Below are 26,028 nucleotides of genomic sequence, written 5' to 3' on the forward strand. Positions count from 1 at the left end.
AAGGTGCCTTAGCTCAGTTGGTAGAGCAATGGACTGAAAATCCATGTGTCCCTGGTTCGATTCCTGGAGGCACCACCACTAAAAACCACTACGAAAGTAGTGGTTTTTTTGTTTATAAGTGTTCTATGGCTTGGTGACAAAAGGGGGATCAGTTGCAAAAGTTGGGGACTAGGCAAAAAGTGGATCAGTCTCAAAAGTTGTGTTTACGCATAAAGTTTAGTTAATCTGTATAGGAAGAAATCAATATTTCTGACGCCTCTAAACTGTGCTCTGAAAGCTTTAATTTTAGCATTAAAAGATTCGGCAGAAGCATTAGTACTTCTATTATCAAAATAATTAAGAATAGTCTTGTAGTTAATTTTCATGGTATTTATAACAGTATTGAATTGGTTTAATCCAATGTTCTGCACATCGTTATACCAACGAGCAAGTTTTGTGTATCCCACTTCTTTTACTGTCGTAGAATTATAGATAGTTCTAAGTTGTTGAGATAAACTGTAAGCTTGTTTTAAGACAGGATATTGTTGAAACAATATATCAGCCCTTTGTTTTTGATTAGTTGTCCATTTACTAATATCTCTTGTTAGTAAATATCTACTTCTTATAAGTAGTTGTTTGGCTGTATCTCCATTGTCAAATTCAATAGGTATAAACTGTTGACCTTGCTTTTTAGTTTCTAATATTTGAGTGTTTTCAGTATCTAAAGCTTTCCAACGTTCTTGTACTCTAATATCTTGTACAGCTTCATTAACAAGTTTCTGTACGTGAAAACGGTCAGTTACCTGCGTAGCATTAGTAAAGCACTTTGTTATAATATTTTTCATAGAATTAGCCATATCAAGAGTAACTTCTTTAACCTTTGCTCTAATCTTAGAAGAAATAGTAAGTAGATGGTTTATAATAGGTTCTACTTTAGTACCAGAGAATATAGCTACTAAACTACCTTTCTTTCCTTTGCTAAATTTATTAGTGACGATGGTATATAATTCTCCTTTAGATAATGCCGTTTCATCTATGGATAGTTTAGGTCCTATGTTTTCAGGAAATAGAAGGTAATCTGTAGCGTGATCTTTATGTTTCCACTCTTGGAAGTCACTAAGAGAATCTCTGTATTGACGTTGTAGCTTTTTTCCATTGATATTAAAGAATCCTCCTATGGTATGACAATCGTTGGCCTTAGTATCTATTAATCTCTTTTAAAAAAGAAGCAAACTCAGTAGTTAAACGAGTTCCCTTTGCTACTAGATTCCAATCACGTTGTACTAATTCACGAGTTGTTTTATCTAACCAACGACGACGTTTTACGTGTAAATAAACACTATTTCCTCGTAAAGGAAAGTCTTGTATTGTTATCTCATTATGGAAGCCATGAGCGATAAGGATACGGTCTTTTGCTTCGGAAGGAACCACATTTAGTTCCTCAAAATACAGATGCATAGTCTCTCCTTGTTTTACTGTTCTGACTAAATTAAAATGTTCTACCAAGAACTCTGGTAAGATCATCTTTACAAACTCAATATAGTTGTCCATCATTATTATTTATTATCAACAAAGGTCTACTCTTTTTAATTCACACACAACTTTTAGGATTGATCCAGTTTGGATCAGTCTCAAAAGTTGTGTTTACGCATAAAGTTTAGCTAATCTGTATAGGAAGAAATCAATATTTCTGACGCCTCTAAATTGCGCTCTGAAAGCTTTTATCTATATTCAAGTTAAGAAGTTGCTTTAATTCTTTCAATAAAGCTATTCAAGCGTTTTTTTGTAGTTTAAGGTATAGTAATAGTGTTGTTCGTGAAAAACACTATTTAAAGCTTTAAAAAGAATAAAAAAAGCTACCCTATTTGAGTAGCTTAGATTTGTTATTTTGTTAGTGTTTCAAATTCCATTGTAACACGTTTTAATTCTATTTCTTGTTTTTTAATATCAGTTTGTAAGTCTAGTAATTGACTTTTAGTTTTAAGTTCGTCAATAGGAGTAAGTTTACCTGCTGCTTTTAGTTGAACATACTTACCATTTCTAGAATTGTATTTATCTTGAGCTTTCTGAAGTCTAACAGTTTGCTTAGCTACTCTTTTTTGACTTTTCAAGATTTCTTTTTGTCTTTTTAATTCTGCTTTATTTTCTTTCTCTATTTGTTTTTGAGCTTGTAAGTCTGCTTTGTGTTGTGCTTCAGCAATTTTTTGTTCTTGTTCTAGTTGCTTTGCAGCATCTAAGTCATTCTGTAATTTACTAGCTTCTAATTGCTGTGCATTTTCAATGTTTTTTTGTTCAGTAACTAATGTTTCTAATGATGTTGTTTGTGGAGCTTCATTAGTTTTAATTTCTTGTGCATTAGCAATAGAAGTTGTAGCTACAAATAATGTAGCAATGAATAACATTTCCTTTTTCATTTTTTTTGTGAATTGTAATTTAATATTTGTTTCGAATTTTTACCATTCATTTATTCTATTGGCATCAAGCTTTAAGAATATGAATAATAGTACTGTAAATGCCATTAAACTCGATCCTCCATACGAAAAGAAAGGTAGGGGAACACCAATCGTTGGGAATAGACCAATAAGCATCGTTATGTTAAAGGCAAAGTGTATAAATAAGAAGCAGATGACAGAGTAACCATATACGCGGTTAAATATCTTTTTTTGTCTTTCTGCTAAGTGAATTAATCTGAAAAATAAACATACAAATAAGATGATAACAAAGGATGCTCCAGCAAATCCCCATTCTTCACCTACTGTAGTGAATATGTAGTCTGTGTGTTGTTCAGGTACGAAACCACCTTTGGTTTGTGTACCTTCTAAAAATCCTGTACCAGTCCAACCACCAGAACCGATTGCAATTTTAGATTGATTTAAGTTATATCCTTCAGCTTGAAGATTCACATCTTCACCAATTAATACATTGATCCTGTCTTTTTGGTGCGGTTCTAAAACTTCATCATATACATAGTCTACTGAGAACACAAAGGCAGACATAATGACTACAAGTATGATGTATATAAGTGGGTTTCGAGTGATTTTTTTATTGAAATAGAAATGCAATGCTGAAATAAGTACTATACTAGCAATGATTATACCTGGTTTTACTACAAGTGACGCTACGAATAGTATAATAGTAATAAAGCCTGTCCATAAATACCAACTAGGAAGACCTTCTCTGTATAAAACAAATACTAGTGAAACGAATAACATTGCACTTCCTGTATCGTGTTTTAAGATTAAAAGAGTTGGTACACCAATGATAACTAAAGCAATTAATTGTTCCTTAAATGTACTTAAATGAGATTGGCTATCAGATAAAAATTTAGCTAATAATAGAGCAGTAGTTGTTTTTACAAACTCTGAAGGCTGAATACCAAAACCTCCTATTTGATACCAGTTTGTTTGTCCTTTAACTGATTTACCAAAAACGAATAAACCTAATATTGAGAGTAAACCAATGATATAGAAAACCATAGCATATTTCTCATAAAACTTGGTGTCTATGGAAACAATTAATACAATTAAAGGAATACAAAAAATGATGAATAGCAGTTGTCTACCATATATCTGACTAAGGTCAAATATAGATGTAGTCTCTGCTGGTAGTGAAGCTGAGTAGATGTTAATCCAACCAGCAATTACTAAAAGAGCATAAAGTAAGATTGATATCCAATCTATATTTTTTTGTACACTTACATTCTTCATTTTCTTAATGTGGTATTTCTATAAAGCTACTTTAGGAGTTGATACTGGTTTACTAGTTGTTCTGTACAATTGTAGTACTTTATCATATTCACTTTGAAGGCTACCTTCAAGCATTCTTTTTTCTAAATCTGTTCTTACTATTTCAGGTAGTAAGTATTTTTGTAACATTAAACTTGTAATAGGCGCTGCCCATCTCGCTCCCCAATATCCATTTTCAATAAATACTGCAATGGCAATTTTAGGGTCATCTTTAGGTGCAAAAGCAACGAATACAGAGTGGTCTGTTAATTGATATCTTTTACCATTAATTCTAGTAAAGTTTTCTACAGTACCAGTTTTACCACACATATCAAGTGATTCAACTCTAACTGAACGACCTGTACCAAAATTGAATACGTCATTCATTCCTTGAACTATCGGCTCAAAGTGTTTTGGGTCAATAGAAGTAACGTGTTTAGTTGTGAATTTCTTATCTATTTTGTGGTGTTCAATATTTTTGATGATATGAGGTGTATAGTAATAACCTCTGTTAGCTACTGCAGCCATTACATTGGCAAGTTGCATAGGGGTCATAATAACCTCACCTTGTCCAATAGAGTTTGATATAGTAGTAGTACTTTTCCATCCTCCATTAGGATACCATCTATTGTAATAATCTGCATCTGGAATATGTCCTTTTCTACCTTCAGGTAAGTCATAACCTAAGAATTGACCTAAACCAAAGCTGTGCAAATGTTCACTCCATTTATTTATACCATCAGCAGGGTTTCTATATTTTTCGATAACTCTTTTGTAAGCGTTAGCGAAGTAAGTATTACACGATTTTGCAATAGCAGTATTTAAACTCCAGTTTCCAGCATCGTGGCAACCCATCCAAGCTCCTTTTCCATAATAGAAACCTCTACTACAAGAGAAAGTGGTATGTTCATTAATAACACCTTCTTGTAAACCTATAAGGGCTGTTAATATTTTAAATGGTGACCCTGGTGAGTATTCTCCTGATAATACTCTGTTGTATAATGGTTTTGCTAAAGAATCATTGTACAGTGCTGTATAGTTTTTAGAACGTTCTCTACCAACTAATAAGGAAGGATCGTAACTTGGAGCATTAACCAAAGCAAGTATCTCTCCAGTCTTTGGTTCAATTGCCACAATACCTCCTCTTTTGTTTTGCATTAGGAGTTCTCCATAGGCCTGTAATTCACTATCGATAGTAAGCATAACGTCGTCACCTTTGATAGCTAATGTATCATATATACCATTTTTAAAAGATCCGATTTCTCTATTGAATCTATCTCTTTGTATATATTTTACACCTTTAGTTCCCCTAAGAGTCTCTTCGTACTCTTGTTCTATTCCTTGTATTCCGATTAAATCTCCAGAACGATAATAAGGGTTAGATTTTATATTTTGCTCATTTACTTGTCTAATATATCCAAAGATGTTTGCACCATGATTAACTTGGTAATCCCTTAGTGATCTTTTTTGAATATAGAAACCATTAAAATGACGAATTTTCTCTTGAAATGCAGCATATTCTCCTTTGCTAAGCTGCGGTAGAAATACAGATGGAAGTCTAGGACTGTATACTTTAGCTTTCTCTAATTTGCTCACAAATTGTTCATAAGTAACATCTAATAGACTGCATAACGCTAAAGTGTCAATGTCTTTTACCTCTCTAGGAATAACCATAATATCATAAGAAGGCTGATTCGCTATAAGTAATTTTTTATTGCGATCAAATACGTACCCTCTTTCAGGATATTCATAAACTATTTTTAAAGCGTTATTTTCTGACTTTTTGATATAAGTATCATCAACTATCTGTAAGAAGAATAGTCTAGCTAATACAACGATTGTAACAACTATAATTATTATAGGTAATAGTAGCTTTCTCATTTTTTAGACGGTTTAATCAGATATAATATCAAAATACAAGTAAGTAATGTTGTCACTGTTGTTAGTATTGTTCTCAACAAGATCTCCCAGATAAAATTAAATCTGAAGAATTCAAGTCCAAAAAGAACAATATGGTGAATGACAACGGAAATAGTAATATAACCAAAAACCTCTAAAGATGTAAAAATATCTTTTGTAACTTTTTTGATAATATTTAGATTGTGATATTGGTAACTGATCCCGAAAGAGAATTTTAGGATTGAAGGTCTAGCAAAGGCTAATATTAAACTAGCAGCAGCATGTATACCTCCTGAGTTTTCAAACATATCCACGATAATACCTAAGGTAAAACTAGCTAAGTAGAATATAGGCTTATTATTATCCGTAGGAAATAGAATGATAAATAAAATATAAGGGAAGGGGTTTATAAAACCAAACAAGTCGATATTATTGAAAATAAGAATCTGTGCGATTAATAACGCAATAAAACGAGCAATATTTGAAAATGCAACACTATTCATCTTTAGTTTCCGCTTCTAATTGGTTAATCTCCTCTATGTCTTTATTCTTAATTACATATATGTAGCCTAGGTTCGTCATATCATTAAACAAGCGAACAGATATAGTAAAGTAATTAGAAGTTTCATTAGTGTAAGCTTTTTCAATTACACCAATAGGAATGTTTTCAGGGAATATTTTAGATATACCACCAGTAACAATAGTATCTCCTTTATAAATCTCAGCTAATCTAGGAATGTCAGATAGGTTTACATAACCTGTGTTCTTTCCATCCCATTGAAGCGTACCAAAGTGGTTTGAGCCTTTTATTTTAGCGTTGATTTTAGATTTAACGTTTAGGATACTTTGTACTGTTGAGTAGTTCTTAGAAGTTTTCTCTATGATACCGATAACTCCATTACTATTGATAACTCCCATATCACTTTGAATACCTTGTTTGTCACCACCTTTTATAGTTAGGTAGTTTTCTTTTGTATTAAAAGTGTTACGAATTACTTTCGCTACTATAATAGAATACTCTTGTCTTTCTGCAGGCATTAAGTTTTTAATCTCCACAGAGTCTTTTACAGAAGTATTATTGTAAGCTATTGATTTTAAATATGCATTTTCTAAAACTAGAGCATCATTCTCTGTTTTTAAGTGCATATATTCTTTAAAATTGTTTACATTTTCATAGACATAACCCGTCACACCATTCGCTGAGCTAATAAACGAACTTTGGTGAAAAGTATGCGTTTGTATTATTAGCCCGAATGATATGACTAAAAGCAGCAAAAACAGTAACTTAGTACTGTTTTTTATAAAGAAATTGATTATCTGCTGCATAAGTTATTTTTATTTAATCAAAACACTTTTGTATTTGTCAATGTTCTTGATTGCTAGACCAGTACCTCTAACTACTGCTCTTAACGGATCTTCTGCAATGTATACAGGAAGGTCAGTTTTTTGAGAAATACGTTTGTCTAATCCTCTAAGCATAGAACCACCACCTGCTAAATAAATACCAGTATTGTAAATATCTGCAGCTAATTCTGGAGGAGTTTGAGATAATGTTTCCATTACAGCATCTTCTACACGTTGTATAGATTTGTCTAAAGCTTTAGCAATCTCTCTGTAAGATACAGTAACTTGTTTAGGCTTACCTGTTAAAAGGTCACGCCCTTGTACTAACATATCTTCTGGAGGAGTCTCTAAGTCTTCAGTAGCTGCTCCGATTTGAATTTTAATTTTTTCTGCTGTACTTTCTCCAACGAATAAGTTGTGTTGAGTACGCATATAGTAAATGATATCATTAGTGAATACATCACCTGCGATTTTTACAGATTTATCACATACGATACCTCCTAAAGCGATAACAGCGATTTCAGTAGTACCACCTCCGATATCTACAATCATGTTACCTTTTGGTTGCATAATATCTACTCCAATACCAATTGCAGCAGACATAGGCTCATGTATAAGGTAAACCTCTTTACCATTCACACGCTCACAAGATTCTTTTACAGCACGCATTTCTACTTCTGTAATTCCAGAAGGGATACATACGATCATACGTAATGCAGGTGTAAACATTTTTTTTCTTAGTGCAGGGATGCTCTTGATAAAAAGGCTTATCATTTTCTCTGAAGCATCAAAATCAGCAATAACTCCATCTTTTAATGGACGGATTGTTTTGATATTTCCATGTGTCTTCCCTTGCATTAAACTCGCTTCTTTACCGACTGCTATTATTTTACCCGTAGTTCTATCTCGGGCTACAATAGAAGGATTGTCTACTACGACTTTTCCTCCATGAATGATAAGAGTATTCGCTGTTCCTAAGTCGATAGCGATGTCCTCAGTCATAAAATCAAAAAATCCCATATAATTAAAAGGCTTTATAGTTAATATTTTAATGCGTTACAAAAGTAATAAATTAATGTTTAAAATGACGAATTCCAGTACAAACCATTGCAATATTATTTTCATTACAATAATTGATACTTAAATCATCTTTTATAGATCCTCCTGGTTGTATAACTGCTGTAATACCTGCATTATTAGCAATTTCTACACAGTCTGGGAATGGGAAGAAAGCATCACTAGCCATTACAGCTCCTTTAAGTTCTATATTAAACGAGTTTGCTTTTTCGATAGCTTGGCGTAAAGCATCAACACGTGATGTTTGTCCCGTACCAGAAGAGCAAAGTTGTCCGTCTTTTACTAAAACGATTGTATTTGATTTAGTGTGTTTACAGATTTTTGAAGCAAATAACAAGTCTTCTATTTCCTTATCAGAAGGAGATAATTTTGTAACGTTAGTTAAAAGCTCTTTATTGTCTGTAATGTTGTCTTTATCTTGTACTAAAATTCCATTAAGACAAGTACGTACTTGTTTTTTAGGAAGTTCAGTTTCTATTATTACTAAAATAATTCTATTTTTCTTTTCTTTTAAGATCTCGATAGCTGCTTCATCATAAGTTGGAGCAATAACAACTTCACAGAATAATTTATTGATTTCTTTAGCAGTTTCTACATCGATGTTGCCATTAGCAATTAGAACACCTCCAAAAGCTGAAGTAGGATCACCTGCTAATGCATCTAAGTAAGCTGCCTTCATTGTGCTTCTTTGAGCTACACCACAAGCGTTATTGTGTTTTAAAATAGCAAAAGTAGGCGCTTCGTTCTTAAACTCATTCATTAAGTTTACAGCAGCATCAACATCTAAAAGGTTGTTGTAAGATAGTTCTTTTCCGTGTAATTTATCAAATAAGTTCTCAAAGTTTCCAAAGAAGTGTCCTTTTTGGTGAGGGTTTTCTCCATAACGTAGTTCATTTCCATTAGCGTGGCTAATTTTAAGAACAGTCTCATCTGTATTAAAGTAGTTAAAGATAGCTCCATCATAATGAGAAGATACGTGGAATGCCTTAGTGGCTAATAATCTTCTTTCTTCTAGTGTTGTAGCTCCATTATTGTTTTGTAGCATTTGTAAGAATAGTTCATATTCATTAACAGAAGGAACAATAACAGTGTCTTTAAAGTTTTTAGCAGCAGCTCTAATCAATGAAATACCACCAATATCTATTTTTTCAATAATATCAGCTTCAGGAGCGCCTGATGCAACAGTATTTTCAAAAGGATATAAATCCACAATAACTAAGTCAATTTGTGGGATTTCGTATTCTTTCATTTGAGCGATATCGCCTTCGTGATCTTGTCTGTTAAGGATACCTCCGAATACTTTAGGATGTAATGTTTTTACTCTACCTCCTAATATTGAAGGGTAAGAAGTTACGTCTTCTACTGGAACCACAGGGATATTTAATTCTTTGATGAATGTTTCAGTTCCTCCAGTAGAGTAGATTGTTACATTGTGCTTATGTAACTCTTTAACGATTGGTTCTAATCCGTTTTTGTCAAACACAGAAATAAGTGCTGATTGAATTTTTTTAGTTGTGCTCATGTTGTGTATTTTGTTAGTGAGCAAAAGTAACTATTGTGTGTGTATTTGTAAAGTATATTTTAGAAGTTTTTTCGCTTTATTTATATTTTATTTCTAATAATGTTTAATTTAGAATATTATCTCATAAATGGCTCTTTATAAGAGGTGTTTTTAAATATATAATGCATTAAATATCAGTAGTAATGATTGTTTATTTAAGACTTTTATCGACCAGTTTTGGTTTTGCAATAAATGCTTTGCGAACTAATAAGTTACGTACTGCTCTTTCGTTTTTAGGAGTTACTATAGGTATTTTTTCAATTATAGCTGTTTTGGCTGCTGTTGACTCGATGGATAAGAATATAAAAAGCGAGTTGAGTGGCTTTGATAGAAATATGATTTATGTTTTTAATTATTCTTTTGGACCTAGTGAAGTGCCAAAATGGAAGTCAGAACAATATCCTAAAATGAAATACGAAGAATATGATTATTTAAAGCGTAATTTATCAGCAGTAGAGTATGCATCTTTTAATTATTTTACTAAATCAGAACAGATGAAGTATGGCTCGAATTACGCTGAAGTTATTATGCGTCCATGTTCTTCGGATATGCAATATCTAGATAATGTAAAAGTAAGCAATGGACGTTTTTTTAGTGAGTCAGAGTCTGTTAATGGAGTTCCTGTTGTTGTTATTGGTCATGAAGTGGCTAATACACTTTTTAATGGGCTAAATCCAGTTGGTCAAGAAGTTAGGTTGTATGGAAAACGATTTACAGTTATTGGAGTAATCGAAAAACAAGGTTCTATTAGTATTGGTGGTAATCAAGATGAAAGTGTATATATGCCTGTTAATATTATGAGGCAGATGTATGGTGATAATAGTCTTGTTGCGACAACAGTGGTAATTCTTAAGCCTAGTAGCGGTGTCGATATTAAACACTTTGAAGATGAAATTACAAATAAGTTAAAGCTATTTAGAGGTTTAAAACCAAGCGATGAGAAGAACTTCTTTGTCAATGTTTTTGGAGGTATGCTAGATATGATTGAAAAAATAATTGGACAGATGAATGTAGTGGGATGGATTATAAGTGGTTTTTCACTATTAGTAGGAGGTTTTGGTATAGCTAATATAATGTTTGTTTCTGTGAAGGAGAGGACCCATTTGATAGGTATTCAGAAAGCCATTGGAGCTAAAAGACGATTTATCTTATTTCAATTTTTGTTTGAAGCAGTTATTCTTTCTTTAATAGGGGGAGTAGTAGGTATTATTATGGTATGGGGAATAGCAGTATTGGTAAGTAATGTAGTTGATTTTGAGTTTGTACTTAGTTTATCTAATATTTGTATTGGGCTTACTTTATCAGCATTTATAGGGATTCTATCAGGTTATTTACCAGCAAGGTCTGCTGCTAGATTAGATCCTGTAGAAGCGATTAGAATGGGAGGGTAATTAAGAATGAAGTTTATATAAACAAGAAAAGGATGTTAGCACAAACTAACATCCTTTTTTATTGTTACTATGAGTAATGATTATCTCATAGGTCTGTTTAAAACTAAATCTAAATATTGATTTACGTTCTTTTTAAGGTCTTTTCTATGTGTAATAAAATCTAGGAAACCATGTTCTAATAAGAATTCAGAAGTTTGGAAACCTTCAGGTAAATCTTTACCAGTAGTATCTTTTACAATACGAGGACCTGCGAAACCAATTAAAGCACCTGGTTCAGCTATATTAATATCTCCTAACATAGCGAAAGAAGCAGAAATACCTCCTGTCGTAGGGTCAGTACATAATGAAATGTAAGGAATCTTAGCATCACTTAGCATTGCTAATTTAGCAGAAGTTTTAGCCATCTGCATTAATGAAAATCCTGCTTCCATCATACGCGCTCCACCTGATTTTGAAATCATTAAGAACGGGATATTGTTTTTTAACGAATAGTCAATACCACGTGCAATTTTTTCTCCCACTACAGATCCCATAGAACCTCCAATAAAAGCGAAATCCATCGCAGCTACAACTAATTTTTCTCCTTTTGATTGACCAACAGCGACTCTAACAGCATCTTTTAATTGTGTTTTAGTCATTGCTTCTTTTAAACGATCTACATACTTTTTAGTATCTTCAAATTTCAATGTGTCTTTTGAAGAAAGGCTTTTGGCTATTTCTTTGTAGTCGTTGTTGTCAAAAAGAATTTCAAAATATTCTTTACTACCAATACGTACGTGATATCCATCTTCTGGGCTTACCCATAGATTTTGTTCTAACTGATCCTGATCAATTATTTTTCCAGTTGGAGATTTATACCATAATCCTTTAGGAATATCTTTTTTGTCTTCTGTTGGCGTCTGAATACCTTTTTCTTTCCTTTTAAACCAAGCCATAAAATGTTTCTTTTGTTTATACTAATTTGAAAGCAAGGAGGAATTATAACGTATTTACGTTATTTAAATCTTCAAAAGCTTGTTCTAATCTAGCGATTAAAGTTAATTCTCCTTGTCTAACCCATACTCTAGGATCATAATATTTCTTATTAGGAACATCTGAACCTTCTGGGTTACCTATTTGAGTTTTTAAATAGTCTAATTTTGATGTCATGTAGTCTCTTACTCCTTCAGTGTATGCAAATTGAGTATCTGTATCGATATTCATTTTGATTACTCCATAACCAATAGCTTCTCTGATTTCTTCTACTGAAGAACCTGATCCACCGTGGAATACAAAATCTACAGGGTTATGCCCAAGGTTATGTTTTTTTGCTACATACTCTTGAGAGTTTTTAAGAATAACTGGAGTTAGTTTAACGTTACCTGGTTTGTAAACACCGTGTACGTTTCCGAAAGAAGCAGCGATAGTAAATCTTTTACTTACTTTAGATAATTCTTCGAACGCATAATCAACCTCTTCTGGTTGAGTATATAATCTAGAAGAATCAACATCTGTATTATCTACACCATCTTCTTCTCCTCCTGTAATTCCTAATTCTATTTCTAAAGTCATACCTAGTTTGTCCATGCGCTCTAAGTATTGTTTAGAAATCTCGATATTTTCTTTAATTGGCTCCTCTGATAAGTCAATCATGTGTGAACTGAATAGAGGTTTACCAAATTGTTTCATATGTTCTTCACCAGCTTCTAATAAGCCATCAATCCAAGGTAACAATTTTTTAGCACAGTGGTCAGTATGTAATATAACTGTTACACCATAAGCCTCTGCTAATGCATGTACGTGTTTAGCTCCTGCTACAGCACCTAAGATAGCTGACTTTTGGTTCTCATTAGATAACCCTTTTCCAGCCATATAAGAAGCTCCTCCGTTAGAAAATTGAATAATCACTGGAGCTTTAAGTTTAGCAGCTGTTTCTAATACAGCATTGATAGTGCTAGAACTAGTTACATTAACTGCAGGTAATGCAAACCCACGTTCTTTTGCAAATTTAAAAATCTCTTGCACTTGATCCCCAAATGCAACTCCTGGTTTAATATTATGAGCCATAGTTGTGTGTTTAAATTTTTACAAAAATACTAATTATTATTTGAATTAGAACGGATAATTGATACCAACGTTGAATACAGCATCTTTAAAACTAAATTCTTTAAACCACTTTCTTCCTTTGTCTTCTGCAGGATTATATGTTTTAAATCCTAAGTCTAATCTGAATACAAAGAAACTAAAGTCATATCTCAATCCTAATCCAGAGGCTACTGCCATATCTTTTAATGACGATACACCATTAAAAGTGTATGAATCATCATTTATATCATCGAATACATTCCAGATGTTAGAAGCATCTACAAATAAGGCCCCATACCATTTTCCTCCAATGTTAAAGCGATATTCTGTACTGAAAAGTAACTTCATATTCGCCTCGTTGAAGTCGTTTATACCACCACTTTTACCTGGTCCTAAACGATAAGATTGCCAACCTCGGTTATCATTAGAACCTCCAGAGTAGTAACTTCTAGAGAATGGTATAGAACTTGAGTTTCCATAAGGGATAGCTAAACCACCAAAAAGACGCATAGCAATAACTCGTTTTTTACCTAAATCCCAATATTTGATATAATCTACTTCTGTTTTTACATATTGAGAAAACTCAACATCCATTATAGTTTTCTTACCTGTAGGACCTTCTTTTGAACTCGTGTTTTTCATTAATAAGTTCATTAATCCTCCTGCAGATTCTACCTTAGCTTTTAATGTGTAGAACTCATTATCAGCGATATTAGTACGTGTAGTATTTGTAAATGTAATATTACTAGCAATAATTAAGTTGTTTTCAGATAACCTTACACGTCTTTCTTCTATACTTCTAATTTCTTTGTGATCTGGTTGGTTGATGTTTAAAGGATTGTTAGGATCTAATGCATCCTTAATAAACATATTACTACCGCCTTCAGAGATAGTTAAGTTCCCATTATTGTCATAATAAGAAGGATCTACATTTTGATAGTCCTTTGATATCTCATTTAACCTCTTGTAAGAAGATTTATAAACACTAAAATAGTTTGTAGGGTTTGTATTTCTGATGTATTGAATATTAGCTAAATCTACACTGAAACTATTTCTTCTAGATGGCAACCACGAATAGTTTATAATAGCTGTGAAGCTATTTTTGTCTAGACCGATATTGCGTTGCTTAGTATGTCCAAAACTCATTGATGTTGTAGGCAACATACTTTTAGGAATTAAGCGATCTGTATTTATAGGAAATAGTAGGCGAGGGAAGGTTAGTTTAACATCTCCTCCATATTCCGTTACGTTAAAGAATACATCATTAGGGTTGCTCATCTGACGTGAAGACCCCATAGAACCTTTAAGGTTTATTTCTAGTATTTCAGCTCCTTTAAAGACATTTCTAAACAACAGTCCAACACTTCCTCCAATCCCAAAATCTTGAATATTAGAATGCGATACATCTAATGAAGGGTTAAATGTCATCTTTTTACGAGAAGTAAGATAGATGTTGCTGATAAGAGATTGACCAGTGGTGTCCCTTTTGTCTTCTACATATTCTATCACAGGATAGTTAAACATGCGTAAGTTACTAATAGATCTAGAGGTTAAGACACGTTTGAAGTCACTAAAAGTACTTCCTTTAGTGATAAATACAGCATCAGTTAATGCTTTAGGTTTGTATTGTAATTTGGTAGAACTATAGATATTAAAGTTGTTGTACTGAACACTGTCTAGTACTATTTCTTTGTTTTTAGAACTACTATCAGTGAAGATATTAACATCACTAACTTTATAAATTTTAAAAGGTACTTGTATTAGAGTATCACCAGACTTTACTGTTCTAGGATCGATGATCAACTCTATATTAGCTTTGTTTTTTTTGTTTAAGATTGTATCTACTTCATATCGAACATTAAGTTCTTGGAAATAATAAGCTCCATTATCTCTGAAATCTGCCGCTAATCTTTTGCGTTCTTCTTCAAAGTTCTTAACATCAAAAACAGTGTTAGGCTTTATTTTACTTTTAGTAATAGATGTTTGGTATAACTCGTCTAATTCTTTTGTTGAGATACGTGTACTGATACTATCTATTGTATAAGGTTCTCCTGTTGCGATAGAGTATGTGTTTTTAACTTTTTTGGCACCCATTGTATCTACCTTAGTAGTTATTTTAGTGTCAAAGTATCCCTTATTAAAGTAATAGTTTTTTAAACGTATAATAGATTTATTGGTTCTTAACGAATCATATAAAACAGGAGCTTCTCCTGTTTTAATCAAGAAATTATTAATACCAGAGATAATAAAAGATTCTCCTAGACGATCTACTTGTTTTTTAGATAGAATACTTTCTAATGTTTTCTCTTTACCAGGATTATTCTTTAACCAGATATGATAAAGTGAATCAGCATTAGGTTTAGCCAAGTTGTATAAATAGAGACGTAATCTAAGATTAGTCATCGGAAAAGTACTGTTCGGATGTTGGTATAGTTGTGCTATAACTTCTTCCTTAGAAGTCTTCTTACCATTTTCCATAATGGTATTATCTATTAATAGTGCTTGGTTATCCGGCACCTTCTCAGTGATAGAGCATGAAAAAAAACTTATGCTCATTAATAGAATTAGTAGTATTTTTGGTAAAAATCTGCTCAAAGTAGTATAGTCAATTATCAGTCAAAAATACAGTTTTTTATGGTTACGAAAAACCAAATCAAATTAATTAAGAGTTTACATCAAAAAAAATATAGAAAAGAACACCAACTTTTTATAGCAGAAGGAGTTAAGGTGATAGGAGAATTAGTACAATCTTCTTTAGTTTTAGAGCATATTTATTGTACAGAAACATTAAATTTTAATGTGTCTCCTGATAAAGTCACTTTAGTGAGTAAAGATGATTTAAAGAAGATGTCAGCTTTGAACACTACGTCTAATTGTTTAGCTGTATTTCACTGTATGCAAGAGAAAGAGGTAGATTATAGTGATTTAGTAGTAGCTTTAGACGATATCAGAGATCCAGGTAATCTTGGTACTATTATAAGATTGTGTGATTGGTTTGGGATTAAACATATTATTTGTACTAATGAGACAGTTGATGTTTACAATCCTAAAGTAGTACAAGCTACGATGGGATCTATTGCAAGAGTTAATTTGGTTTATGGTGATTTACCTTCTTTAATACAAGCAGAAAATGATATAGCAGTTTACGGAACTTTTATGGATGGTGATAATATCTATGAGAAGACTGTAAGTAATAAAGGTATTATTGTAATGGGAAATGAAGCAAATGGTATCTCTAGTACTATCGAAAGCTTAGTGACGGAGAGAATAGCAATTCCACGCTATGGTAATTTACAGCAGACAGAGAGTTTAAATGTCGCGATGGCAGCATCAATAGTATTGAGTGAGTTTCGCAGACATAACTTTAAATAAAGTTAGAAATAGAAAAGGCTTCCAATTGGAAGCCTTTATATTTTTTATACTAGTGGAAAGTGAAGTTTACAAATATTCCTCTAGATTTCATAGCATCAATATTACCTGTCCAAGGACTATCAACACTTTTATCTCTTATCAATTCATCGTTAATTCCAAATACTCCTCTAATAGAAGGCGAAAACTTAAAGTATTCAAAGTAGAAGTCAACACCTACACCTATTTCGTAGTTTGTAGTTAATTTCTCTACTCTCCATACACCTTCATAGTTGTCAGCATCTACTTTATTATTACTACTTAAGTTTAAGTCTAGTGATACTCCTCCTACGACATAAGGCCTTACGTTTCCAGTTCTTAAAGCTGAGAATTTTAATAGTAAAGGGAAATGCAGATAAGTAGCACTTGTAGATTTAATAGACGAACTGTTTAATTCGTATTCTGAAGGATCTAGATTACTGTGCTGTGTAGCGTAGTAGTCATAAATCAGCGCTCTAGGAAAAGATAATTCTCTCTTAGCATAAGTTAATCCAGGCTCAAAACGCAAATCTAAATACTCCATTAAACGCAAGTTTCCCACTAAACCAACATTAAAACCAATAGATGATTTTACTTGTATTTCTGTAAAGTCATTAGGATATTTCTCTTTTAATTCTTGAAGCTTATGATAATAAGCAGCATCGTAATTAAATTTGTAATTGTATGAATTAAATCCTAAGTAGTAACCCCAATGCACACGTTGTTTATCCCATTCTCTTTTATTGAGCATAGGGTTTTTACCAAATATCCATTGCCCATAAGATTGAGAACTAGCAAATAGGATTAAAAGAAATACAATTAGTCTTTTCATATTATTTTGAAGATGAATATATAGTCGCTATCCCCATTGTTTGAGGAAGATGCTTTACATCTTTAAACCCAACTTTTCTTAAAATATTGTTTAAAGCCTCTCCAAAAGGGAAATTTTTTGCAGAGTCTGATAAATACTTATAAGCTTTTTGATCCTTAGAGAATAGTTTTCCCATAAAAGGCATAACGTTTTGAGTATAGAAGAAATACCCCTGTTTGAAAGGAAACTTCGTAGGAACAGAAGTCTCTAAGATAACAAAGATACCACCTGGTTTTAACACACGTAGTATTTCAGATAATCCTTTTTCTAAATCCTCAAAGTTTCTAATACCAAAACCAACAGTGATAGCATCAAAAGTATTGTCTTCGAATGGCAGGTTTTCAGAATCACCTTGTACCATTTCGATTCTATTCTCCAGATTAAGAGCTTTAATTTTTTGTTTACCTACTTCTAGCATACCAGCAGATAAGTCTAATCCTGTTATCTGTTTAGCATCTGTCTTAGAAAGTAAGATAGCTAAGTCACCTGTACCAGTAGCAATGTCTAATATCGTACTTGGTTTTTGTTCAGATACTAATTTTAATACTTTTTTTCTCCATCCTTGGTCAGTACCAAGAGAAATCATTCTATTTAGGCTATCATAATTTCCTGAAATAGTATCGAACATTTGTTCTACTTGTTGTTTCTTTCCTAGTTCAGAACCTTCGTATGGAGTAATATTTTTTGACATTGTAATTTTATTTTGGACAAATATAAATATTAAAAGCCAAATGATTAGTTTCGTTTTTACCCAAATTAACTAATATCTATATAAAGTGACTAAAATAGTTTGTTACACTTAGTAATAAGCCTTGAGAAGATAGTGTAATAGGTAAGAATAAAAAATCCTGAACTGTTAAGCTCAGGATTAATATATTGTTTTTAGATGTACATATGGTAATATTCGCCACCTGCAAACTCTAATTGTTCACCTTGTTTGAATCCTAGACGTGAATAAAGTTTCATAGCACTAGGGTTTTCTAAATCTACAATAAGGCCTACTTGCTTATAGTTATTTGATTTAGCGTAGTCCACAGCATATTTTAATAAGTGACTTCCTACACCTTTACCTTGTACAGTTGGAGATACTGCTACTGTGTCTAAGTAGTATTCTCCTCCAGCAGTTTCAGGTTCTGGAATCATATCATTATTATATTGTTGTCTCATCAATTCTAATACAGGCTCTCTTAATGCGATAAAATCATCACCGTTGTATCCTGTGATAGAACCTACGATATCTCCTTCTTTATCTACTGCTACGAAAGTGTTTTCATAACTATATAAGTTATTCGGTTTTCGGAACATTATAGTTAGGAAGTTAATTGCTTCTTCTATGTCTTCTTTTTGAATAAAAGTAAACACAATATCTTCCATCGCTTGTAGCATTAATTCAGGTACTACGTCGTAATCTTCTCTTTTAGCAGGTCTAATTGTATAATCCATTTTTCTTAATTTGAATTAGTACAAAGGTAGTAAAGTTTGAGAGAACTACAGATTATTACTCATGTGCTCTTCTTTCGTTAATCTTATCCCATTCTTCAGAAGCGTTATCAATACCTATTTTACGAGGTTCAAATATTGGATCTTTACCTTCTTTTCTCTGTTTCACGTAATCTTTAAGAGCTTTAAGAGCAGGCTTTCTAAGTATAAATATTGCAATAATGTTAATCCAAGCCATTGCCCCTACACCTATATCACCAATTCCCCAAGCTATACTTGGTTCGTTAATAGAAGCAAAGAATACACTGCCTAAGATAATTAGACGCATAATCCATCTTAGTATAATGTTCTTCTTTTTACTTAAGTATTCGAAGTTCGATTCTGCTATAAATACATAAGACATTGCTGTAGTAATAGCAAAGAAGGTTAATGCAATAGCGATAAATTGAGAAGCAAACATAGGGAAGTGGGTAGCTACAGCCTTAACTGTATATGTAGCACCTGCATCTACTCCAGGCATATTCTCTACGATATACTTACCTGATTCATCTATTACGTTATACGAGTTAGTAAACAAAATCATTAGTGCAGTAGCTGTACATACAAATAAAGTGTCAACATAAACTGAGAATGCTTGTACTAATCCTTGTTTTACAGGGTGTGAAGTTTCAGAAGCTGCAGCAGCGTGTGGTGCTGTACCTTGTCCTGCCTCATTAGAGTATATCCCTCTTTTAACACCCCAAGCGATAGCTGCACCGAAGACTCCACTAAATGCAGACTCTAGGTTAAATGCAGATCTGAATATTAAAGCGAAGATACTAGGTACTTCTTGTATGTTGAAACTTATGATAACGATCGCCATTAAGATATATGCCGTAGCCATAAATGGAACAATAACCTGAGCTATTAATCCCATTTTCTTAGCTCCACCAAATACTGCGAATCCTAAGAATAAACAGATACCTATTCCACTTACCCAAGTAGGCACAGAGAAAGCATCATGCATACTAACGGCTATACTGTTGCTTTGGATGCTAGGTAAAAATAAGGCACAACTAATCATTGTTACTATTGAGAAGAATAAAGCGAATGCTTTACTTTTCATCCCTTTTTCAATATAGAATGCTGGTCCCCCTACATACTGTCCATTTTTATCTACTTTATAAATCTGTGCTAATGTTGATTCTATAAAAGCTGATGCACTTCCTAAGAAAGCAATGGCCCACATCCAAAAGATAGCTCCAGGACCACCAGCTGCTATAGCTGTAGCTACACCTACGATATTTCCGACTCCAACACGTCCTGCAATAGCCATACTAAATGCTTGGAATGGACTAACTCCTTTATCAGAGGAACCTTCAGTAAATAGTAGTTTAATCATATGACGAAAGTACCTTACCTGTACAAAACCTGTAGTGATAGTAAAGTATAACCCTGCACATAGACAGAGTGCGATAAAGATGTTAGACCAAATTAGGTCGTTTAGTAATTTAATAATTTCTTCCATTGTGTTGTTTGTGCTTTTGTTGTGTGTATTGTAGTGTTTAGTGCTTCTTTGATTGAACACTATTCTAAGACGGGATAAAAATTAAGGAAATTTTAGCAATTGATAAGTGTTAAAATTATCTTTTTTGATATTTATATTCATTCTGTCTAATATTATATGGGGTATTTGTGTGTATTTTGATAACTATTTAAAAAGAGGATATAGAATATCTAAAAAATATCATGTGTTTAAAGCTTTTTACATTTAAATAAAAACGTACTTTTAATTTGACAAATTCACACTAACATACATTAAAACATACAACTTTATGTCGCACTTAAATTATATAAAAAGGGCTGAGGGATACAAAGTGGAAGATGCGTTATTAAACCGCATACCTGTAATTGTAGAAACTTTAGAAGAAATAACTAAACAGAATAAATGGAACTTTGCATATGCAGAAGGGAAGTGGACTCTAAAAGAGGTCGTCCAACACCTTATAGATTGTGAACGTATATTTAGCTATAGAGCATTACATATAGCACGTCAGGATACGAGTATATTAAGTGGCTTTGATGAGAATATTTATGTAGATAATGCTAAGGGAGAAGATAAAGAGGTTAGTGAGCTAGTAGAAGAATATGTATGCTTAATGAAGAGCATTTATTTTGAGTTTAAAGGCTTTACTAAAGATGCTTTAACATTGAGTAATCAAGTAGCTAATTACGTTGTGACTGTTGAAGAAATTGGTAAGATTATGTATGGGCACAGTTTGCATCATCTAGATGTTATCAAGGAGAGATATTTAGATTAATATTTACAGAAGAATATAAAAAGAAATAGCCACTCATTGAGTGGCTATTTCTGTATGTATTGTTTGATTAGTAACGAATACTGAATAATCCTTCAGCTTTGTTCTCTAAGTTTTCAAAACGCTCAGTACATTCTTTGATTAGTTTTACAGCAGCAGCTTTATCACCAAATCCGTCAGTTGTAACTGTTTTGTTTTCTAAGTCTTTGTAAACTTTAAAGAAGTGTTCTACTTCTTTTTTGAAGTGCTCGTTTACATCTTGAATATCGTTTAATTTATTCATGATTGGGTCAGATACAGGTACACATAAGATTTTCTCATCTTGTCCTTTATCATCAGCCATGTAGAAAACACCTACTGGTTTAACCTCTACTACCATACCTGGTAAAGAAGGCTCAGTAAACATAACAAGTACGTCTAATGGATCTCCGTCTAAAGCTAAAGTTTCTGGAATGAAACCATAATCAGCTGGATATCTCATGTTTGAATATAAAAGACGGTCAAAACGCAATCTTTTTAAATCAAAATCATACTCATATTTGTTTCTGCTGCCTGCTGGAATTTCAACAAATGCATCAAAAGTTTCGAATGTATTCATATTTTTTTATTTAAATCTCATTTCTAAAAATCGAGTGCAAAAGTACTCTAATTACTTGTTTATAACAAGTTTTACATTAATTATTAGAAATAAATTCCAAAAGAACCTCGTACCGCAAATCTTCTAGCGTCAGGCATATCTAAGTAATTTCCTCTCCAACTAAAGTCAATTCTGAAAATTTTAAATATGTTTCCTACACCAATGTAATATTCATAATAAGGGTCACTAGGAGCCTTATATGTGATATCAGAAGCATTTAAATTTATGTTCTCTTGAGATATTTTACCATAAATACCTCTAATACCTACTATCTCTCGTAAATTAAAATCTCTTAACCAAGGAATACGTGAGAATAGACGTCCCCCGAAGTTGTGTTCTAAATGTAGAGAGGCATATTGATCAGTTACGAATTCGTAGTAATTTAAATTGGCGAACGTATTCTGAATATTAAACCACGATTGGTTACCTGGTACTACATTTAATAAACCTAAAGGTACTTCTCCAAATGTCTTACCTACTTCGAAGGTAGGAGTCAGCGTACCAAAACCTCCTAATAACATTGGTTTGCGAGCATAGAACTGTATTTTTTGGTATTCAAAATCACTGTCTAGTACACCTTTAAAACCTTGTGTATACTTTAAGAACATACGTAAATATTTAGAATCTACATCTGTTCTGTCTACCCCATATCCGATTGTTTTTCTTTTAGGAGTATACTCTGCAGTTAGATTAAACTCAGACTGCTTAGTTTCGTTAGAGATGATATTATTTTCTTTATCTACATAGTAGTTAAGGTTAAATAGATCAGAGGCAGGTTTCAGTGTTCTGTAATTAAAAGCTGTACTAAACTTTAAGTTTTTTACAGGTTCTATTTCTATACCTACAGTAGTCAGATTAATCTTGGTTAGTTTAGTATTATCTCCACTTGCGAATAAAGAGTTAGAAGCAAAGCTTCGTCCTAGTACATCTGTAGTTTCTGTTAAGCTAACACCTATTTGCTCTATATCTCTACGATTACCTCCGAACAGGATTAGACGACTATCATTGTGTAGCAATACCTTTGCACTAATACCGTATTTAAATTGGTTGTCTTTTAATCCGTATGCGCCATATCCTTCTAATCTCCACTTGTCATTTGGCCCGAAGTAAGTTCTACCACCTGCTCTTAGGCGCAGTCCTTCTATGTCATTATATCCGAATGTAGAGAAGATAGGACCAAAGTCAAATTTATACTTATCTATATTGTAGTAGTTACTAGCTACAGTAGAAGATAGGTCAAATAAGAATTTAAACTTAGGAACAGTCTTTAAAGTGTCTAACATTTTATATATACCCAGTTCATCTTTGCTTAATGATTCGAATCTATAAGTCTTCCAGAAGTCTTCATCTCTTTTATATACTTTATCATCGTAGGCATTTACATTCTTTTGATAGAATTCAGAAGGATGCTCTATGTCAAATTTGTGGTGTTTATAGATAGAAGTTCTTTTACCATATACACCTTTTGATTTTTCTCTTTTAGATAGAGCAAAGTCAGACATAAAGTGATCTTTAGTTAATAAGAACACAGAGTCGTTTAGTACATCAAATTCTTGTTCGATATACATCTCTTTCACCCAGTTAATATTAGCGTCTTTACTCGCTTCCATATTAATCTTTTTGATAGCAAATGTAGAGTCATTTACCCAGAAGTCTCCTTTAAAGGTAAGCTCTCCTTTACGTCTAGGATAGTAAACAATATTATAGCACCACTTATTATCAATAAAAGCACTATCTGCTAAGACGTAATTATAGACATTGATACCAGTACGAGACAGGGGACTTACGAAGTCTTTATCAAATAATCGGATATAGTTGTTATAGATGTTGTATTCGACATATAAGTCTTTAATAAATTCTATAATATGTTGATTGGTATCAAAACCCGAGTTTTTATTACCTAGTGTTTTTTCTATTTTCTTTCCATTAGTATTATCACCATATACCTGACCTATATTTTCGTTGATGAATATAGGTAAGTACGTTTTACCAGTAATGCGGTTAGTATCTACTTGAGCGAAGATAAACTCCATTCCTTTAAACAGTTTTTTCTTTTGATACGCACTGTCGATGGTGTTTAGGTCAAACTCTACTTTTTCATACTTGTCATACTCGTATTGAGAGAACATATACAAACCATTTTTGCGTTTTCGCTCCCATATTTTACGCAGAATATCTAAAGCAGGGTTGTTCTTTTTAGACGTTTTTCCAGCATAGATCTTAACTTCATCTAAGGTATTATCATCTTCAAGAGTAATCTTAAGATCTAAGTTTGTCTTACTAGCTAAAGGTATTTCTAACGTTTTATAGCCAACAAATGATACGATAAGTACATCATAAGTCTTGGTAGATTCTAAGTAGAATTTACCATATTCATTAGCAATTACACCATCTGTAGAGTTTTTGAAATAAACACTAGCAAAAGGAACATCTTGATTGTTTTGATCAGTTATTTTTCCGCTTACTTTAGTTTGTCCCCAACTAAATACTGAAACAAGTAAGAATAATAACAGAAACGTAATTTTATTTTTCATAGCAAGGTATTATTCAAAAAAAAAGACTCCATCTTAAGTAAGATGGAGTCTATCAAATATACGTTAAATTTTATTTATAAAGTACTTTTTTTACAGCTTTCACTACGTCGTTTGCGTTAGGCAACCACTCTTGTAGTAATTCTGGAGAATATGGTGCTGGAGTATCAGCAGTAGTTATTCTTTGGATAGGAGCATCTAAATGATCAAATGCTTGCTCTTGTACCATATAAGTGATTTCTGAAGAAATACTTCCGAATGGCCAAGCCTCTTCTAAGATAACTAAACGGTTAGTTTTCTTAACTGATTTAAGGATTGTTTCATTATCTAATGGACGTACAGTACGTAAGTCAATAATTTCACAAGAGATACCTTCTTGAGCTAATTCATCAGCAGCTTTATAAGCTTCTTTGATGATTTTACCGAAAGATACGATAGTTACATCAGTACCTTCTCTTTTGATATCAGCTACACCTAATGGAATAGTGTATTCTCCTTCTGGCACCTCACCTTTATCACCATACATTTGCTCAGACTCCATGAAGATAACAGGGTCATTATCACGGATAGCAGCTTTTAATAATCCTTTAGCATCGTATACGTTAGATGGTACTACCACTTTTAATCCAGGTACGTTAGCATACCAGTTCTCAAAAGCTTGAGAGTGAGTTGCACCTAATTGTCCTGCAGAAGCAGTAGGTCCACGGAATACGATTGGAATATTAAATTGACCACCAGACATCTGACGCATCTTAGCAGCATTGTTTATAATTTGGTCGATTCCTACTAAAGAGAAGTTGAAAGTCATAAACTCAACGATAGGACGGTTACCGTTCATAGCAGAACCAACTGCAATACCAGCAAATCCTAACTCAGCAATCGGTGCATCTATAACACGTTTTGGACCGAATTCGTCCAACATACCTTTAGAAGCTTTATAAGCACCGTTATATTCAGCTACTTCTTCACCTATTAAATATATTGATTCGTCGCGACGCATTTCTTCGCTCATCGCTTCACACACGGCCTCTCTAAATTGAATCGTTCTCATAATTTTCTATTTTGTGTAATTAATTTACGAAAGCAAAAATAGGAAAAAATATCTTTATCTAAAGTATCTGTTTTATTGTTTTATAGCTTTTAACCTATGCTATCCTTTTTTATTACAAATTTTGTACTCTAGTTTGTACTTGATTTATAATTCTTTAATAATCTAGGCCTTTGGTTGAAGGTGTTTTAGTATTTTAGGTTTTCAGTACTTATATAACTAACTCTTATATTATCATATTTGTTACTGTAATTTAGTTTTTTAGGTACTAGAACATATAAGACAAGCCTTTCTGGTTGACCAGAAAGGCTTGTAGTTACTTTTGCATTTGTAACCAATCTTCATATTTTAACCTTGTGATTACCTCGATACGATCATCTTTAAAGTATTTGTCATACCTATTCGTTGTTTTATAAGCGAATCATTGTTGTCCGATAAAAATATGTAACCTGAGATTTGTCAATATGGCATAAAAAAAGAAGCCAGCATGCTGGCTTCTAAAAAGTTATCGTAGTTTAGTCTTGCAAACCATAAACATACGATGAGTAAAAGTACATATTTTTCAAGTAAATCCGTATTCGGACAGCTGATTTCTTTAATAGATACAGAGATTATCAAATCTGCAGTAGTGAAAACTAACTCTGATTATTATGTAAAGAAGTTTAAATCCAAAGACCATCTAATAAGTATGCTTTTTTGTTGTTTTGCTAAATGCAATTCACTTCGTGAAGTATCTGGTGCAATGCTTGGATTATCAGGAAAAACCAAAGGATTTCA

The 26,028-nt window shown here is 32.7% G+C and carries 23 protein-coding genes and 1 tRNA gene; 5 read left to right on the plus strand and 19 right to left on the minus strand.

Annotated elements, in window-relative coordinates; all coding sequences use genetic code 11:
• Nucleotides 1-2: 2 nt before the first annotated feature.
• Nucleotides 3-78: transfer RNA gene (locus BMX53_RS15710), tRNA-Phe, on the plus strand.
• 125 nt (nt 79-203) lie between these two features.
• Here BMX53_RS15710 and BMX53_RS15715 read toward each other — a convergent pair.
• From BMX53_RS15715 to purH, 9 genes are all read right to left on the minus strand, one after another.
• A complete protein-coding gene (locus BMX53_RS15715; protein ID WP_074747470.1) occupies nt 204-1,187 on the minus strand; it encodes an ISAon1 family transposase in 984 nt (327 codons plus the stop codon).
• Nucleotides 1,177-1,533, minus strand: a complete 357-nt coding sequence (locus BMX53_RS15720; protein WP_074747473.1) for an ISAon1 family transposase N-terminal region protein — start codon at nt 1,531-1,533, stop codon at nt 1,177-1,179. The genes BMX53_RS15715 and BMX53_RS15720 overlap by 11 nt, the downstream gene beginning before the upstream one ends.
• A gap of 329 nt (nt 1,534-1,862) precedes the next feature.
• On the minus strand, nt 1,863-2,393 hold the full coding sequence (locus BMX53_RS15725; RefSeq protein WP_052243493.1) for a hypothetical protein: 531 nt from the start codon (nt 2,391-2,393) through the stop codon (nt 1,863-1,865).
• A gap of 39 nt (nt 2,394-2,432) precedes the next feature.
• Nucleotides 2,433-3,686, minus strand: a complete 1,254-nt coding sequence (gene rodA, locus BMX53_RS15730; RefSeq protein ID WP_038984414.1) for a rod shape-determining protein RodA — start codon at nt 3,684-3,686, stop codon at nt 2,433-2,435.
• A gap of 18 nt (nt 3,687-3,704) precedes the next feature.
• Nucleotides 3,705-5,585, minus strand: coding sequence for a penicillin-binding protein 2 (mrdA, locus tag BMX53_RS15735; RefSeq protein WP_038984415.1), 1,881 nt, complete (start codon nt 5,583-5,585; stop codon nt 3,705-3,707).
• Nucleotides 5,582-6,106: a hypothetical protein gene (locus BMX53_RS15740; RefSeq protein ID WP_038984417.1), complete on the minus strand. Its 525-nt coding sequence runs from the start codon at nt 6,104-6,106 to the stop codon at nt 5,582-5,584. Before BMX53_RS15740 ends, mrdA begins: the two co-directional genes overlap by 4 nt.
• A complete protein-coding gene (gene mreC / locus BMX53_RS15745; RefSeq protein WP_038984418.1) occupies nt 6,099-6,929 on the minus strand; it encodes a rod shape-determining protein MreC in 831 nt (276 codons plus the stop codon). Before mreC ends, BMX53_RS15740 begins: the two co-directional genes overlap by 8 nt.
• A gap of 9 nt (nt 6,930-6,938) precedes the next feature.
• Complete coding sequence (locus BMX53_RS15750; protein ID WP_006257267.1) at nt 6,939-7,967, minus strand: rod shape-determining protein; 1,029 nt, start codon at nt 7,965-7,967, stop codon at nt 6,939-6,941.
• 52 nt (nt 7,968-8,019) lie between these two features.
• Nucleotides 8,020-9,546 (minus strand): bifunctional phosphoribosylaminoimidazolecarboxamide formyltransferase/IMP cyclohydrolase, encoded by a 1,527-nt coding sequence (gene purH, locus BMX53_RS15755; protein ID WP_074747476.1) that lies wholly within the window; start codon nt 9,544-9,546, stop codon nt 8,020-8,022.
• Between the two features lie 182 nt (nt 9,547-9,728).
• Here purH and BMX53_RS15760 point away from each other — a divergent pair, with 182 nt between their 5' ends.
• Nucleotides 9,729-10,976, plus strand: a complete 1,248-nt coding sequence (locus BMX53_RS15760; RefSeq protein ID WP_074747479.1) for an ABC transporter permease — start codon at nt 9,729-9,731, stop codon at nt 10,974-10,976.
• Between the two features lie 80 nt (nt 10,977-11,056).
• On the opposite strand, the gene accD is transcribed toward BMX53_RS15760, so the two are convergent.
• From accD to tamL, 3 genes are read right to left on the minus strand one after another with little or no spacing between them, the layout of a single operon-like run.
• A complete protein-coding gene (gene accD / locus BMX53_RS15765; RefSeq protein ID WP_038984423.1) occupies nt 11,057-11,911 on the minus strand; it encodes an acetyl-CoA carboxylase, carboxyltransferase subunit beta in 855 nt (284 codons plus the stop codon).
• Nucleotides 11,912-11,954: 43 nt separating this feature from the next.
• Complete coding sequence (gene fbaA / locus BMX53_RS15770) at nt 11,955-13,022, minus strand: class II fructose-bisphosphate aldolase (RefSeq protein ID WP_074747481.1); 1,068 nt, start codon at nt 13,020-13,022, stop codon at nt 11,955-11,957.
• A 45-nt stretch (nt 13,023-13,067) separates the two neighbouring features.
• Nucleotides 13,068-15,596 carry a translocation and assembly module lipoprotein TamL gene (gene tamL / locus BMX53_RS15775; protein ID WP_074747484.1) on the minus strand — a complete coding sequence of 843 codons (2,529 nt, stop codon included), beginning with the start codon at nt 15,594-15,596 and terminating at the stop codon, nt 13,068-13,070.
• A gap of 78 nt (nt 15,597-15,674) precedes the next feature.
• Between tamL and BMX53_RS15780 the strand changes: the two genes are divergently transcribed.
• The gene (locus BMX53_RS15780) at nt 15,675-16,412 is read left to right on the plus strand and encodes a TrmH family RNA methyltransferase (RefSeq protein ID WP_074747487.1); all 738 of its coding nucleotides are present in this window, start codon (nt 15,675-15,677) and stop codon (nt 16,410-16,412) included.
• A gap of 49 nt (nt 16,413-16,461) precedes the next feature.
• On the opposite strand, the gene porT is transcribed toward BMX53_RS15780, so the two are convergent.
• The 4 genes from porT to BMX53_RS15800 form a co-directional block, all read right to left on the minus strand.
• The gene (gene porT / locus BMX53_RS15785; RefSeq protein WP_038984427.1) at nt 16,462-17,259 is read right to left on the minus strand and encodes a type IX secretion/gliding motility protein PorT/SprT; all 798 of its coding nucleotides are present in this window, start codon (nt 17,257-17,259) and stop codon (nt 16,462-16,464) included.
• Between the two features lies 1 nt (nt 17,260).
• Nucleotides 17,261-17,989, minus strand: coding sequence for a bifunctional demethylmenaquinone methyltransferase/2-methoxy-6-polyprenyl-1,4-benzoquinol methylase UbiE (ubiE, locus tag BMX53_RS15790; protein ID WP_038984428.1), 729 nt, complete (start codon nt 17,987-17,989; stop codon nt 17,261-17,263).
• A gap of 191 nt (nt 17,990-18,180) precedes the next feature.
• Complete coding sequence (locus tag BMX53_RS15795; RefSeq protein ID WP_074747490.1) at nt 18,181-18,741, minus strand: GNAT family N-acetyltransferase; 561 nt, start codon at nt 18,739-18,741, stop codon at nt 18,181-18,183.
• A gap of 55 nt (nt 18,742-18,796) precedes the next feature.
• The gene (locus BMX53_RS15800; RefSeq protein ID WP_063176288.1) at nt 18,797-20,245 is read right to left on the minus strand and encodes an alanine/glycine:cation symporter family protein; all 1,449 of its coding nucleotides are present in this window, start codon (nt 20,243-20,245) and stop codon (nt 18,797-18,799) included.
• A gap of 307 nt (nt 20,246-20,552) precedes the next feature.
• Here BMX53_RS15800 and BMX53_RS15805 point away from each other — a divergent pair, with 307 nt between their 5' ends.
• Nucleotides 20,553-21,038: a DinB family protein gene (locus BMX53_RS15805; RefSeq protein ID WP_074747493.1), complete on the plus strand. Its 486-nt coding sequence runs from the start codon at nt 20,553-20,555 to the stop codon at nt 21,036-21,038.
• A gap of 67 nt (nt 21,039-21,105) precedes the next feature.
• Here the strand turns inward: BMX53_RS15805 and BMX53_RS15810 are convergent, their stop codons facing one another.
• The 3 genes from BMX53_RS15810 to BMX53_RS15820 all read right to left on the minus strand — a co-directional run bounded on the left by BMX53_RS15810 (nt 21,106) and on the right by BMX53_RS15820 (nt 25,254).
• Nucleotides 21,106-21,633, minus strand: a complete 528-nt coding sequence (locus BMX53_RS15810) for an inorganic diphosphatase (RefSeq protein WP_038984434.1) — start codon at nt 21,631-21,633, stop codon at nt 21,106-21,108.
• 83 nt (nt 21,634-21,716) lie between these two features.
• Nucleotides 21,717-24,206, minus strand: a complete 2,490-nt coding sequence (locus BMX53_RS15815) for a DUF5686 and carboxypeptidase-like regulatory domain-containing protein (RefSeq protein WP_074747496.1) — start codon at nt 24,204-24,206, stop codon at nt 21,717-21,719.
• A gap of 70 nt (nt 24,207-24,276) precedes the next feature.
• Nucleotides 24,277-25,254 carry a pyruvate dehydrogenase complex E1 component subunit beta gene (locus tag BMX53_RS15820; protein WP_038984437.1) on the minus strand — a complete coding sequence of 326 codons (978 nt, stop codon included), beginning with the start codon at nt 25,252-25,254 and terminating at the stop codon, nt 24,277-24,279.
• Nucleotides 25,255-25,792: 538 nt separating this feature from the next.
• Between BMX53_RS15820 and BMX53_RS15830 the strand changes: the two genes are divergently transcribed.
• A partial coding sequence (locus BMX53_RS15830; RefSeq protein WP_143061436.1) for a DUF4372 domain-containing protein occupies nt 25,793-26,028 on the plus strand: 236 nt, incomplete at its 3' end.

Source organism: Myroides marinus (assembly GCF_900109075.1).
GTDB classification, from domain to species: domain Bacteria; phylum Bacteroidota; class Bacteroidia; order Flavobacteriales; family Flavobacteriaceae; genus Flavobacterium; species Flavobacterium marinum_A.

Excerpts from the sequence above, each read along its gene's own strand:
- fbaA (WP_074747481.1), bottom strand. The coding sequence starts at position 13,022 with ATGGCTCATAATATTAAACCAGGAGTTGCATTTGGGGATCAAGTGCAA.
- porT (WP_038984427.1), bottom strand. The coding sequence starts at position 17,259 with ATGAAAAGACTAATTGTATTTCTTTTAATCCTATTTGCTAGTTCTCAA.
- BMX53_RS15805 (WP_074747493.1), top strand. The coding sequence starts at position 20,553 with ATGTCGCACTTAAATTATATAAAAAGGGCTGAGGGATACAAAGTGGAA.
- BMX53_RS15820 (WP_038984437.1), bottom strand. The coding sequence starts at position 25,254 with ATGAGAACGATTCAATTTAGAGAGGCCGTGTGTGAAGCGATGAGCGAA.
- BMX53_RS15750 (WP_006257267.1), bottom strand. The coding sequence starts at position 7,967 with ATGGGATTTTTTGATTTTATGACTGAGGACATCGCTATCGACTTAGGA.
- BMX53_RS15795 (WP_074747490.1), bottom strand. The coding sequence starts at position 18,741 with ATGGATTATACAATTAGACCTGCTAAAAGAGAAGATTACGACGTAGTA.
- tamL (WP_074747484.1), bottom strand. The coding sequence starts at position 15,596 with ATGAGCATAAGTTTTTTTTCATGCTCTATCACTGAGAAGGTGCCGGAT.
- mrdA (WP_038984415.1), bottom strand. The coding sequence starts at position 5,585 with ATGAGAAAGCTACTATTACCTATAATAATTATAGTTGTTACAATCGTT.
- BMX53_RS15740 (WP_038984417.1), bottom strand. The coding sequence starts at position 6,106 with ATGAATAGTGTTGCATTTTCAAATATTGCTCGTTTTATTGCGTTATTA.
- BMX53_RS15800 (WP_063176288.1), bottom strand. The coding sequence starts at position 20,245 with ATGGAAGAAATTATTAAATTACTAAACGACCTAATTTGGTCTAACATC.
- BMX53_RS15815 (WP_074747496.1), bottom strand. The coding sequence starts at position 24,206 with ATGAAAAATAAAATTACGTTTCTGTTATTATTCTTACTTGTTTCAGTA.
- ubiE (WP_038984428.1), bottom strand. The coding sequence starts at position 17,989 with ATGTCAAAAAATATTACTCCATACGAAGGTTCTGAACTAGGAAAGAAA.
- BMX53_RS15780 (WP_074747487.1), top strand. The coding sequence starts at position 15,675 with ATGGTTACGAAAAACCAAATCAAATTAATTAAGAGTTTACATCAAAAA.
- rodA (WP_038984414.1), bottom strand. The coding sequence starts at position 3,686 with ATGAAGAATGTAAGTGTACAAAAAAATATAGATTGGATATCAATCTTA.
- BMX53_RS15720 (WP_074747473.1), bottom strand. The coding sequence starts at position 1,533 with ATGATGGACAACTATATTGAGTTTGTAAAGATGATCTTACCAGAGTTC.
- BMX53_RS15760 (WP_074747479.1), top strand. The coding sequence starts at position 9,729 with ATGATTGTTTATTTAAGACTTTTATCGACCAGTTTTGGTTTTGCAATA.
- purH (WP_074747476.1), bottom strand. The coding sequence starts at position 9,546 with ATGAGCACAACTAAAAAAATTCAATCAGCACTTATTTCTGTGTTTGAC.
- BMX53_RS15810 (WP_038984434.1), bottom strand. The coding sequence starts at position 21,633 with ATGAATACATTCGAAACTTTTGATGCATTTGTTGAAATTCCAGCAGGC.
- mreC (WP_038984418.1), bottom strand. The coding sequence starts at position 6,929 with ATGCAGCAGATAATCAATTTCTTTATAAAAAACAGTACTAAGTTACTG.
- accD (WP_038984423.1), bottom strand. The coding sequence starts at position 11,911 with ATGGCTTGGTTTAAAAGGAAAGAAAAAGGTATTCAGACGCCAACAGAA.
- BMX53_RS15725 (WP_052243493.1), bottom strand. The coding sequence starts at position 2,393 with ATGAAAAAGGAAATGTTATTCATTGCTACATTATTTGTAGCTACAACT.